This is a genomic window from Archangium sp. Cb G35 (genome assembly GCF_001896145.1).
Lineage (GTDB): Bacteria > Myxococcota > Myxococcia > Myxococcales > Myxococcaceae > Archangium > Archangium violaceum.
Genome location: NZ_MPOI01000020.1, coordinates 24,263 through 36,870, shown reverse-complemented (window position 1 = coordinate 36,870; position 12,608 = coordinate 24,263). Strand labels below are relative to the sequence as shown.

General features: G+C 65.2%; 6 protein-coding genes. 4 read left to right on the top strand and 2 right to left on the bottom strand.

Annotated features, from left to right (window positions below):
* Positions 1–3: 3 nt before the first annotated feature.
* Positions 4–3,264, bottom strand: a complete 3,261-nt coding sequence (gene fdh / locus BO221_RS45940; RefSeq protein WP_369866141.1) for a formate dehydrogenase — start codon at positions 3,262–3,264, stop codon at positions 4–6.
* A 353-nt stretch (positions 3,265–3,617) separates the two neighbouring features.
* Here fdh and BO221_RS45930 point away from each other — a divergent pair, with 353 nt between their 5' ends.
* Genes BO221_RS45930 through BO221_RS45920 form a run of 3 tightly spaced genes read left to right on the top strand, consistent with a single transcriptional unit; the run spans position 3,618 to position 7,612 of the window.
* On the top strand, positions 3,618–4,904 hold the full coding sequence (locus tag BO221_RS45930) for a metallophosphoesterase (RefSeq protein WP_073567276.1): 1,287 nt from the start codon (positions 3,618–3,620) through the stop codon (positions 4,902–4,904).
* Between the two features lie 18 nt (positions 4,905–4,922).
* The gene (locus BO221_RS45925; RefSeq protein ID WP_143196071.1) at positions 4,923–6,695 is read left to right on the top strand and encodes a hypothetical protein; all 1,773 of its coding nucleotides are present in this window, start codon (positions 4,923–4,925) and stop codon (positions 6,693–6,695) included.
* Positions 6,695–7,612 (top strand): MoxR family ATPase, encoded by a 918-nt coding sequence (locus tag BO221_RS45920; RefSeq protein ID WP_083682483.1) that lies wholly within the window; start codon positions 6,695–6,697, stop codon positions 7,610–7,612. The genes BO221_RS45925 and BO221_RS45920 overlap by 1 nt, the downstream gene beginning before the upstream one ends.
* Here the strand turns inward: BO221_RS45920 and BO221_RS45915 are convergent.
* Complete coding sequence (locus BO221_RS45915) at positions 7,609–7,935, bottom strand: hypothetical protein (protein ID WP_073567274.1); 327 nt, start codon at positions 7,933–7,935, stop codon at positions 7,609–7,611. The genes BO221_RS45920 and BO221_RS45915 overlap by 4 nt on opposite strands.
* A 526-nt stretch (positions 7,936–8,461) precedes the next feature.
* Here BO221_RS45915 and BO221_RS45905 point away from each other — a divergent pair.
* The gene (locus BO221_RS45905; RefSeq protein ID WP_143196070.1) at positions 8,462–12,604 is read left to right on the top strand and encodes a hypothetical protein; all 4,143 of its coding nucleotides are present in this window, start codon (positions 8,462–8,464) and stop codon (positions 12,602–12,604) included.
* The last annotated feature ends 4 nt before the right edge of the window (positions 12,605–12,608 follow it).

The window sequence follows — 12,608 nt, the reverse complement described above, 5'->3', positions numbered from 1 at the left end:
GCGTTACTCCTTGTCCTGCGGCGGTTGCTCGGGCGGGCCGACGCCCTCCAGGTCCCTCGGCACTTCCACCACGCCCGGGGGCAGCGGCCAGGGCTCCCAGCCGAACGCCGCGCGCCGGTCGTGGCTCCTCTTCCCGGGCAGGATGTTGCACGTGAAGGCCTTGGACTCCTGGATGGAGACGTTCGGGTCCGCCGTGAAGCCAATCAGGTCATTCGTGCTGTCACCGTGCACACGTCCCGTGTAGCCCCAGTGGTACGGCAGGCCCACCTGGTGCACCCGCTTGCCGCCGAGCTGCAGCGGCCGCATGCGCTCCGTCACCAGCACCCGGCATTCGATTTCCCCGCGTGCCGTGTACACCGTGCACCACCCTCCGTTCTCCAGCTCGGCTTCCTCGGCCAGCTCCGGAGACACCTCGACGAACATCTCCGGCTGCAACTCGCTCAGCCAGGACAGCCAGCGCGACATGCCGCCCGCCGTGTGGTGCTCGGTGAGCCGGTACGTGGTGACCACGTACGGGTAGCGTGGATCTCCCCACGCCCGGTGCATGGGATTGTCCTTGCGCCGCCACTCGTGCCGCGCCGGGTTGCACTGCTGCTCGTAGAGGAAGTTGGGGACCGGTGACTCCAGCGGCTCGTAGTGCGTGGGCAGCGGGCCGTCCATCATCCCGCTCGGTGCGAACAGCCAGCCCTTCCCGTCCGCCTGCATGAGGAACGGATCATCCCCGGAGATGACATCCAGTCCCCGGTCGCCCTTGTCCGCCCGGTACGAGGGCGGACGGTCCGCGATGAAGTCCGGCACGTCCTCGCCCGTCCACCTGCCCTGTCGCGCGTCCCACCAGACGTACTTCTTGCGCTCGCTCCAGGGCCGGCCCTCGAGGTCCGCCGAGGCCCGGTTGTAGAGGATGCGCCGGTTGGCCGGCCACGCCCAACCCCACTCGGAAGCCACCCACGTCTGCTCGTGGCCCGGCTTGCGGCGCGCCGTCTGGTTCACCTCGCCCGCGTAGCACCCCGAGTACAGCCAGCAGCCGCATGCCGTGGAGCCATCGTCCTTCAGCTCCGTGAAGCCAGACACCCGCTTGCCGTCCGATACGGTGCAGCCGTTGATCTCCCTCAGCACGGCCTCGGCATCGGGCTCCTCGCGCGGGCCCTTCGCCGGGTAGTCCCACGTCAGGGCCTGGATGGCCCGGTCCTTCTCCTCCCTCGAGTCCGCGTAGAGCTTCTTGAGCCGCCGCCCGAGCTCGTAGATGAAGGACAAGTCACTGCGCGCTTCGCCGGGAGCCTCCACGGCCTTGTGGTGCCATTGCAGCAGGCGCTGGGTGTTGGTGAAGGTGCCGTCCTTCTCCGTGTGCGCGGCGGCCGGGATGAAGAAGACCTCGGTTTGAATGTCCTGGGGGCGCACGCCGCCGCGGAGCACCTCGGGAGCGGAGCGCCAGAACTCAGCCGTCTCGGTGAGGGTGAGGTCGCTCACCACCAGCCACTCCAGCTTCTGCAATCCCTTGCGCTGGAGGGCGCCGTTCATCGAGCCCACCACGGGGTTCTCGCCCATGACGAAGTAGCCCTTCACCTGGCCGTCGGCCATGTTGGCCACCGTCGACATGTGCGAGTGATCACCCGTGAGCTTCGGTATCCAGTGGAAGCCCCACTCGTTCTTCTTCGTCGCGGCGCCGCCGTAGTACGCCTTGAGGAGCGAGACGATGTACTTGGGGAACTGGCTCCACCAGCCGCTGGCGGACTCGTTGTTGTGGATGTACTGGCCGAGCCGCTGCGCATCCGGCGCGTGCGGCATGGGGATGTAGCCGGGCAGCAGGTTGTAGAGAGTGGGGATGTCGCTGGAGCCCTGGATGGAGGCGTGGCCGCGCAGGGCCATGATGCCGCCGCCGGGCCGGCCGATGTTGCCGAGCAGCAACTGGACGATGGCGGCGGCGCGGATGTACTGCACGCCCACCGAGTGTTGCGTCCAGCCCACCGCGTAGCAGAAGGCGCTGGTGCGCTCGCGCCCCGAGTTGTCGCAGAGCGTCTTCGCCACCTTCAGGAACAGCTCCTTCGGCACGCCGCAGATGCGCGAGACGACGTCCGGCGTGTAGCGCGCGTAGTGGCGCTTGAGCACCTGGAAGACACAGCGCGGGTGCTGGAGCGTCTTGTCCCGGGGCACCTCGGTGATGTGTTTGCCGCGCACCTTGCCGTGACCACCGGCGCCCGGCTCGGCGAAGACCTCCTTGTGGCCCGCGGCGGGCACGACGCCATCCATGCCCTCGTACTGCCAGGTGTGCGGCCCGTACTTGCCCGTCTCCGGGTCATAGCCGCTGAAGAGCCCGCCGAGGTCCTCGGTGTCCTGGAAGTCCTCGCGGAGGATGGCGGGCGCGTTGGTGTAGTGGACGACGTAGTCGTGGAAGTAGCGCTCGTTCTCCAGGATGTAGTGGATGAGGCCGCCCAGGAACGCGATGTCCGAGCCCGCGCGCAGCGGCACGTACGTGTCCGCCATGGCGCTGGTGCGCGTGAAGCGCGGATCCACATGGATGAGCGTGGCGCCGCGCTCACGGGCCTCCATCACCCACTGGAAGCCCACCGGGTGACACTCGGCCATGTTGCTGCCCATGATGACGATGCAGTCCGCGTTCGCCAGATCCTGCTGGAACGTGGTGGCACCGCCCCGGCCGAACGAGATGCCCAGACCGGGCACCGTGGACGAGTGTCATATTCGGGCCTGGTTCTCCACCTGGACGATGCCGAGCCCGCCGGTGAAGAGCTTCTTGATGAGGTAGTTCTCCTCGTTGTCGAGCGTGGCACCGCCCAGGTGGGCAATCCCCAGGGTGCGGTTGAGCGTCTCCCCCTTGTCGTTGGTCGACTCCCAGGTGGAGTCACGCGCCTGCTTCACGCGCTCGGCGATCATGTCGAGCGCCTTGTGCAGGGGAATGCGTTCCCACTGCATGGAGCGGGGGCGCCGGTAGAGGACATCCGTTACACGGTGGCTGCCGGTGACGAGCTGGAAGGTGGCGGCGCCCTTGGGGCAGAGCCGGCCACGGGAGATGGGCGAGTCCTCATCGCCCTCGATGTCGAGAATCCTGCCGTCCTTGACGTAGACCTTCTGGCCACAGCCCACGGCGCAGTAGGGGCAGATGGAGCGGACGGTCTTGTCGGCCTGGACGGTGCGCGGCGCGAGCTGCTGGCTGCGCGTGGACATGGCCGTCTCACCGAGCGCGGTGGCGTCCTTGTTCCGGAGCTGACGCAGGAGTGGCCAGCGGGAGAACAGATCGAAGAGTCCCAAGACATGCCTCCGGAGCAGACGTGACTCCGAAAGCAAGGTGGGACTTCAGGGGCCGGGAAGCGAGGGGGAGCGCCCCTGTACCGCGGGCCCATCTCCCCTCGTCTCCCGGGCAACCAGCCAAGCTCGATTTCCCCTCGCCCTCCGGGAGAGGGACGGGGTGAGGGGGCCGGGAGTACCCGGGTTGTGCCGGCCGGCTTGCTGCCTCCCTGCGTACCACTGGGCTGTCGCCAATGGGCACGGATCGCAGTGTACGAGGCAGTATGCATTCGCGTGGAATCAGAGCCCGGCACGCACAAACGATTCAGGGCCAGAGTAGAATGGCGGTCCTCTCACCCTGGGCCCAATCAGAACGCATGGACGAGACGCTTTTCTCCTGGCTGCACTTGTCGGATCTCCATTTCGGTGAGCCGGGTTCGGCGACGCAAGCCGACAAGTCGCTCATCATGGGAGACCTCGTGAGGTCCCTTCCGCGAGCCATTGAGGAGGGCATGCCACGGCCGGACGTCATCCTGGTGACGGGGGACATCGCCTTTAGCGGCGCGGCGCTGAAGGAGACCGAGTACGAGGAGGCAGGAGAGTGGCTGGAGCGGGTGGCTGAAGCCTTGGGGCTGACCTCCCGCGAGGTATTCCTCGTTCCCGGCAACCATGACATCCAGCGTGCAACGGGGGAGTTGAAGGCCCAGGTGGAGAAGATCCGCAAAGGCAGGGTGCGGCTCGACAACGCTTTCACCCAGGACTCCTCGCGGGAACCGCTGCTCTCCCGGATGAGGCACTTCCTGGAATTCGCTCGCGGGTTCGCGCCGGACGCCGCCCCTTCCGAGGCCGCCCTGTCGAAGGGCCATCTAGATTGGAGCCATACCCGAGAGCAGCACGGGCTTCAAGTGGTGCTGGTCGGCTTGAATACGGCGATCCTGGCCAATGATGAAAGAGATGAGGGGCGGCTCCAACTGGGGAGTCGGCAACTCCAGAAGCTCAACACCACGGACCGGGCCCGTCAGCTGGTGCTCGCGCTATCGCACCATCCCCCCGGGTACATGAAGGATGCGGACAATGCCCGGCGCATCTCCAATCGTGCGCATGTGCACCTATACGGGCATGTCCATGAGGCGGACAACGTGTTGCTGCGCTCCGGCCACGGCGGCGAGTCCGTGCGCATCGTCGCCGGTTCCGTCCATGCGAGCGATGGAGGAGGCGCCGTTGCTTTCGGTTTCAGCTTCGGAGCGGTGATTCTCGCGCAGGGCGAAGACGCACTGCGCTTGAGGGTGTGGCCCTGGACCTACGTGGCGGCCGAGAATGACTTCAAGCTGGATCGCAACAGCGTGCCGCCTCGCATGGAGTATGCGGAACACCTGCTGGGGCCCGTCCTGCGGACCCCGCATGTTCCGCCGCGTCCTCCCGAGAAGCTCAATGCGTCCGTCATCCAAAAGCTCGCGGAGAACTTGAAGGCCCTCTGCGCCAGCGCTCCCGAGCGTCAGGCGGAGTTCCTCGATCGCGCGAAGGGCTTGAATCCGCCGCCGCCGAAGCTCCTCCTGGAGAGTGCCAGGCAGGGGGATTGGCATGCCCTCCTCTGGGCGCTGAACCAGCAGCAGCCCGGACTAGTGCGGGAACTGGTGCAGGAGTTCGACCTGCTGCGGGCTTGAGCCCGCTGGGGGATGCGCATGGCCACCGAGATCACCATCCACTGCATCAACGTGGGCTATCACCGTGTCTCCCACGGGGGCCAGCAGCGATTGGTGCGAGGCCTGCATCCCTCGGCCATGGTGGATTGCGGCTCCGGGCAGGCCATGCTCGCGACGCTGCTGGAGTCCGACCCCATGGCGCACGAGGAGCATGAGGCGCGCCTGCGCGCGGTGGGCGCGCACTTGTGGTCCCAGCTCGGGCTTTCCTCACCAGTGAGGGATGAGCTGGTGATCGTCAGCGATGATGACGACGTGCTTTCGTTGCCTTGGAACATACTGCGTGAGGACGAGCAGCGGCTCATCGACCGGGAGGTGGTGGTCCGGTGCAAGCACCCATCCTCGGTTCGCGAACGTCACCTCGTGAAGCGGCCTGCGTTGTTGATCGCGCTGCCGCCGCTGGAGTCGAAAGCCGCTACGCCCGAGTCCGGGGCATGGATGGCATTCCATGAGTCCCCCATATTGGACAACGCGCGCTTTCACTACGCGGAAACGGAGCAGGAGCTGCTCCACTTGCTGGGCAACCGGATGGACCTCGCCTATTTCCCCGTGAGTGCCCCATCCCAGACGAAGACGTCCCTGTCGTTGGCGGAGTACACCCTTCCCGCGCAGGCTCTTGAGCAGGCGTTGCAGCGCGGTCCACCCCAGATCCTCGTGCTGGGCGGGCCCGGCGTCCATGCCCTGCGCTTCTCGGGATGGCTGGGGTGGCTGGCCGCGCGCGTACCGTGCTTGGTGGTGGTGCCCGACTCCAAGGATGATGGCGACCAGGGCACGGGCGCGGGGGCTCGCCAATTCGTGAGCCGTCTGGTCCAGGATGGTGGTACCGCCGCGCGAACCTGCAACCGGCTCGCTCGTGAGCGTGCTTCCGCATGTGCCCCCCTTTGCATCAGTGGGGAGCATCCTCCGCTATGGGAGGGCGGCAAGCCCAGCTGGGATGATGGCTGGGAGGTCGAGCTGGATCGCACCTCCCAGGTGGGCCACGTCTTGGAGGAGATCCGGAAGCTGCAGAAGCGGGGAGGCGGTTGCCTCTTGCTGGTGTGGCATGGGCCGACCTCCGCCGGCATAGAGCGCCTTCATGGACGCTTCTTCAAGGCTTTCAACGAGCAATTGCTCGTGCACAAGGAGCTGTTCCTGGAGTGGTTCCATGCCAGCTCTCCCCGGGACGACGACTTCGCCGGCGCCTACATGGCCGCGCTCGGGGTGCAGTCGCTGCTGGAGCCACGCGAGGTGAACGCCTCGCTCGATCAGCGGCTGCCCGAGCGGAGCAACCAGGGCTTCACCCCGGTGCTCTACATGCATCACGGCGTGCTCAGCGCCAGCCTGTACCCGGCGCGGTTGGATGCCGTGGTCCTCCAGAGCTATCTCCAATGGTGGAGCCGGACCTTCGCCCCGGCCCGGCCCGCTCATTCCATCCTGCTCCTGTCACTGGCGATCACCACGCCCGCCGGTGCGGACTGGGTGGCGTCACTCCTGGGCGTGCTGAAGGATGTGCGCTTCAACCTGTCGCCAGGCACCCGACTCATATCCCTTCATTCCCTGGGCAACGTCGAGGAGGGCGATGTGGCCGACTTCCTGGAGAACAAGATGCCCCACAAGCTCACCCACCCGGACGACGTGAAGGCGGTGGCTCTGGAGATCATGGAGCGGACGAAGGGGGTGTACGAGGAAGTCATCCGTGAGCTGGAGCACCTGGATTACGACTGGTCCGCCGTGCGCGATGCTTGGCGCAGGCGGCAGAAGAAGGAGACACAGTGATGAACGAGGTATTGCCCAACAAGACCGGGCTCGCGGTCGCTCCCGATTGGTTCAAGGGGCGCGGGGCGCGCTCCTCCGCGCGGGACCTGGAGCAGGGCGCGCGCTTCTATCAGCTCGATGACTCTGTGCGCGTAGCGGTGAACACGGCGCTCGCGCTGGGCGAGCCCCTGCTGGTGACGGGCGAGCCGGGGACGGGCAAGACACAACTGGCCTACTACCTCGCCGAGAAGCTGGACTGTGGCCCAGTATTGCGCTTCCAGGTGAAGTCCACCGCGCAGGCCAATGATGTGCTCTATCAGTTCGATGCGGTGCGCTACTTCCACGCGGGCCGCGGGGAGGTGGGCACGGGGCTCGACCCCAGGGACTTCCGCGAGAAGGGCGTCCTCTGGAAGGCCATCGAATCGGATCGGCCCCGTGTGGTGCTCATCGACGAGATCGACAAAGCCCCTCGTGACTTCCCCAATGATCTGCTCCAGGCGTTGGATGAGTACCAGTGGACTGTCCTGGAGACGGGCGAGCACCAGCGGCTGCCATCGGACAAGTGGGACCTGCGGCCGGTGGTCATCATCACCAGCAATGAGGAGCACAAGCTTCCCGCCGCGTTCCTGCGCCGCTGCCTGCACTGCCATATTCCCTTCACCCCCAGGTTGCTGGCGCGCGCGGTGGCGGCGCGAGCCGAGGAGTTGGGCTCGCCCAGCCAGAGCTTCGTCGAGCTGGCGCTGAAGCGCTTCATGGAGGTGCGCGAGGTGGTGGTCCGAAAGCGTCCGAGCACGGCCGAAGCGCTGGTCTGGCTGCGGACGCTTCACGTGTTCGGCGTGGAGGAAGCGCAGCTCCATTCTGCACTGGAGGAGTTGCCCCACCTCGAAGCCCTGCTGAAGGAAGAGGAAGAGCGCGAATTGTTGAAGCGGAGGGGCTAGGCCATGGTTGCTCCGTCCGGCTCGAAGCCCACGGCAATGGGGAGTGGGCAACCCGCCCTCCTGAAGTCCTTCTTCGGGGTGCTGGAGGCGCGCTGGGCCCGGCTGCCCGAAAGCGAACGCGCTCCTGCTGGCATGGTCGAGCGCCTGCGGACCGAGGCCGCCTTGCGGCTGGACGGGCCCTGGTCGATGTTCCGTCTGCGCGAGGCGCTCCGAGCCTGCCTCGTCACCTCGCGCGCGCAGGATAGGGCCTTCGAGCAGGCCTTCATCGACTGCTTCGGCTCGCTCACTCCCGAGCAGTTGGCCCAGGAGTTCAACGGGCCCATGTCCCTCGAGGCGCTCCTTCAGGAACTGGCTCGTCCACCGGCGCGCGCGGGCGGTGAGCCACGGAGGACACCGCCAGAGAAGGAAGGGCGAGGTACCCGTCTCCTGGACCGGATTCGGAACCCGCGTTCGCCCAGCACGTGGCTCGTTCCGTGCGCCGTGCTCGCCTTCGTCTTCGTGGTGGTCGTGGTGGTCGTGGTGGTCGTGGTGGCGGCGGAGGTGTGGCCCGGCTCCCCTACGGAGGTGTGGCCCGGCTCCCCTACGGAGGTGTGGCCCGGCTCCCCTACGGAGGTGTGGCCCGGCTCCCCTACGGAGGTGTGGCCCGGCTCCCCTACGGAGGTGTGGCCCGGCTCCCGTAAAACCGATCCCGTAACGGAGACTACGCCGACGAACGGGGTGACGGTGCGGCCGAAGCCCATCGAAAAGGAGGGGCAGCCCCCGCCATTGGAGGAGGTCCTGGACGAATGGGCTCGGGACGCTGTGCCCCGTGAAGCCCTCCTTCGGGGCGAGTACAGGCTGGAGCACCAAGTGCTCTACCACATCCTCTTCTTTCTAATTGGGAATGTGCTCGTGTTGCTGGCGCTGTTTGCCTGGGTCTATCGCGGTCGGTGGCCTCCGCGGAAGGACTTCAAACTCTCCGGGGATGTGGCTGCCCACATGCCCTTCACGACTCAACACCCGGCCACTGGAAATGGCCCCGAGCCTCACCTGACCGAGGCGGAATTGGACCGGCTCGCCAGCGCGCTTTCCTGGACGCTCGGCCCTCTCCTGCGCCCTACTCTGGATGCGATGGCCAGCGTGAAGGCCACAGCGCGGCGGGGCGGCTTTCCCACCATTGTTCAGCGCAGGGAGCGGCGGCTGCGGAAGATCTTGGTGCTCGCCGACACGGGCACCGAGGTGCTGCGCGAGCGGCGTCTGGAGGTGGAACTGGCATCCGGCCTGGAACGGCGGGGCCTCCCCGTGGAGCTGATCCGCTGGAGGGGCTCTCTGCCCGGGTCCGTTTTAGAGGAGGCCTCCTGGAAGGAGATAGTGCTGCTCGTCGTCAGCGACGCACGGCATGTCACCGCATTGGAGTCCGAGCTGCAACGGCTCGTGGACTTCCCCCATAAGGTCTGGATCGATCCACGTGATCCAGCCGTTTGGGGCTCGGAGGCGAGCCGGATCTCCCAGCGAGTCCCACTCATCTCGGCAGACGCTAATGGCTGGGCTCGGCTCCAGCGTGTGTTGGACGGAGCGGAGGACGGGGGCGCGGAGCCATTGCCAGTGGTCTCCTTGCACGCTCGTGTTGAGGCCCGCGATCCGGGCGTGGCCGGGGACGCATTCACGCCCGCAGAGGCGCGGCGGTTGGAGGCCGCGCTCGGTCCGTTACTGCCCTGGGCGTGCGCGTTGGCCGCTCAACCCCTAGCGATGCCGGGCTGGTACGCGCACCGGCTCCGCCGCGAGCTGCGGGCCTGGGCCGAGGGCCCTGGCGGTGAGGCGAACCCTGGCATCCGTGTCAGCCTCGGCCTCTTGAGCCACCTCTCACTCGATCGGCTCCGTGCGCTTCCGGGCGTGCAGAGCATGGGCGAGCGGCTCGGCTTCTCCGAGTCCCTGGCGCGCTTCCTCGTCCAAGAGGTGATGGCCGTCCGTTGGCCGCGTCTGTATCGCCGGGCGCTGGAGTTCCACGAGACGATGCTGCTGGGCGCTCCCCAGCCATCAATGTCACTGGCCGAGCTGGAGCGCCAAGCTGTGCTCGCGATGATTCAGTGGCAGCTTGCGGTCCTGGACTACCGGGAGGCGGGCCGGGACGACAAGGTTCGGCGGCGGCAGGCGGACCTGAGGTTGATGGATGCCTCCCTGACGCTGCGCTCGCTCCAGCGCTCGCGGCTGCACGCCTGGGTACACTCTTTCATGCAAGGGGGGCGCCTGCCCCGGCCTGCGGACAAGGACATCCCTTGGCGGATGCGACCCTGGGTCCTCTCGGCGATGGCGGGAGCGGATCCCGATCCATGGACCCCTGTCACCACCGTGATGCTCAAAGTTGTTTATCCCGTGATGTTATCGTTCGCGCCGATCTTCTTGCTCTTTCCGCCACTGCACCAGCCTCCCTCCATTGTCCTCAAAGCTATTCCCCTTATATCGCTGCGGGACGCGGGCTGGCGCGATGGCGCGGATGGCAGGCACCTGTTTGTCCGGACCGAAAGCGGCGTGTCAGACCTGGGCAGGATGCCTGAGCTCCGGCTTGGTCAATCCCTGTACGTGACGTTGTCCGAGGCCCAAGGAAAGGCGAGCTGCGTCGATAGCAAGACCTACAGGAACCTGGGCTTCACGGTGCTCCGCTGCGCGCCGCCCATTCCCGGCCACAGGCAGGTGTTATTATACAGGCAGCCTGGGGAGCCACAACCGGCTCTCAGTGTCGTTGTGGCAACGGAAGAGCAGCTTCGCACCGAGGTGGGGAGGCGAGTGGCGCGGAGATTGTTGTCATCCTACTCAGTCGATTTGGTGCTTGTGCATTCCCTGACGGACAGCAGCACGCGCGACGCCGGCATTCGCTCAATACTCGAACGCGAGTTCCTTGGAACCCTCTCGCCAATCAATAACGAAATAACGGTGGAGCGGGCGGGATTGAAGTTGTCTCAGAATCTCATCGCCTTCACCGATCGCGTGTCAGGGAAGTTCCACGAGGAATCCGAGGTCTTCCAGAACTCGCGCTATACGTCGCACTGGGACGAGCGCGAGACCCTCACCCTGCAGCTCTTCGATCTTCCTCCTGCCGAGCTGACGCTCAAGGAGTTGATTTCCTCGCGGACGCCTCGTGCCGAGGGGGCGTCCATGACCTATTGGCCAGCGACCCATCCAGAATTGAGGCAATACTTCATCGCCCGGAGCCAAGCTCTGGCCAGGGTTTCGCTCACCTGCACCCTGCCGGACGGAGTTCCGACAACGTGCAAGCTCCTCGGGCGTTATTCAGATGGAGGCCATGATGGCGCCTTGCAGTACGAGGAGTTGATCGATTTCAAGGGGACAACCACACACTATCTGGCGAAAGGTAGATGGGACTTGTTGGCTAGCTGTGTCAGTGAAGGGGTTACCAACTTGTTCACGGAAGACATTCGTGAGGGCTCGGAGATTCGCGCCTCATGCCGACCACAGAGCGTCTCCGTGACTCTCTCCCTCCAAAAGGGTCAGAGCGCCCGGTTGAATGGAAGCCCGTTGGACGCGGGGGTGTTCCAGCCTGTTGAAGGCCGGAATCAACTCCAGGTGATGGGATGGTGCGGCTCTTCTTGGTCCTTCATATTCCAGGTGACGCCGGAGGGACGCATCGAGAGCAATCAATCCGAGGTGCTCAGGGCGACGACGCTCGCAGGTGGAGGCAGGGGGTGGGAGATTGTCGCGCCGGTCTTGGCGCCGGCTCCTGTTACGGTAGCTCTCGATATTCCACAAGCGGCACGGACGACACTGAAGCGCGTCAGCGTCACTGTGGGCGGAAAACGGCACACGGTGTCCGACCTGAACAACCCCAGCGTGTCCTTCGACGGGCTGGAGTGTGGGACTCACCCGGTCACTGTCCAGCTCACGCGGGCTGGCGTCCCATCGCAGGGGGAGGATCTCACGTTGGAGTGGAAGGTCATGGACCTCATCGTCACTCCGGAGTCCCGGCAGCATCAGATCAAGCTACCGAAGGGCTTCCTCTTTCTCGGTGACCTGCCGCCGTGGTTGCTGAATCGCCCGGACATTATGAGGCCGTCGCTGGGGTCTATTGGTTCGACAAGGCGCGGAAAGGTATGGTTTTTCCCAAACCACGGGGCGGATCCTCTCCACCTGAATACCTATTCTGAACATTCGCCGGATACGTTTGTGGTTGATACCCGGGCGTGGCCCGTCCTCACAGACATCCAGCCCTGGGCGGCACTGGGGTCGGGGCTGTTCCAGCGAGACAAACAAATCATCATCCGAGGCGTGGCAAGCATCGACGACGAGAGGATGACCTGGCGATTCGAGTCCAGAGCAAGACACTGGGTTGCCCAGGCACTGCGAAGCATGCTCGCGCTGCGCTGGTATAGGGGTAGGACGGGTCCAGATGGAGACGTCTTGCTCAAGAATTTATTGAGGGATTCTTCTGCCTTGGGGGCGGGTGCCTTGGCGGCAGATGCAAAACTCGTCGATAAGAGTCGCGATGGCTATTCTCAGCGCTTGTATGTGCTCGTTGAGAAAAATTACTTCGGCGGCCTAGAAGACATTCCGAGCGTGAGGAGCCTGCCCCAGCATGTGGAGATTCCAGCCATTTCAGAGAATGTTCCTCAGGACGATTCAACGCGGCCTGAATGGGTGGACAGGGCGTGGCCGGAGATGACGATGAGTACGGAATCCCAGATCGAAGCCTTGGGAATAGGCGTTGATCTCACCCATCCGAGACTGTCCAAGGCAGGTTCACTGGATGAACTGACGGCAGCGCTCATTCATGCGAGGGTGGATCTGCTGAGGAAATCTCAAGCGGTTCTTCCAAAAACCGTCGATTCCTATTGCTGGGAAAAATATCTGTTCAATCAGTTCGACTCCTCCGAGCCACTGTTCGAGTACTTGCTTTGGGTGGGAGATGACGCCACCTTCGTACGCCACTTGGTGTCCCGGGAGCAGTTGCAAGCACTGGCCATGAAGGAGTGCGGGCGCGCGGCGATGGAGGCCAAATAACCTG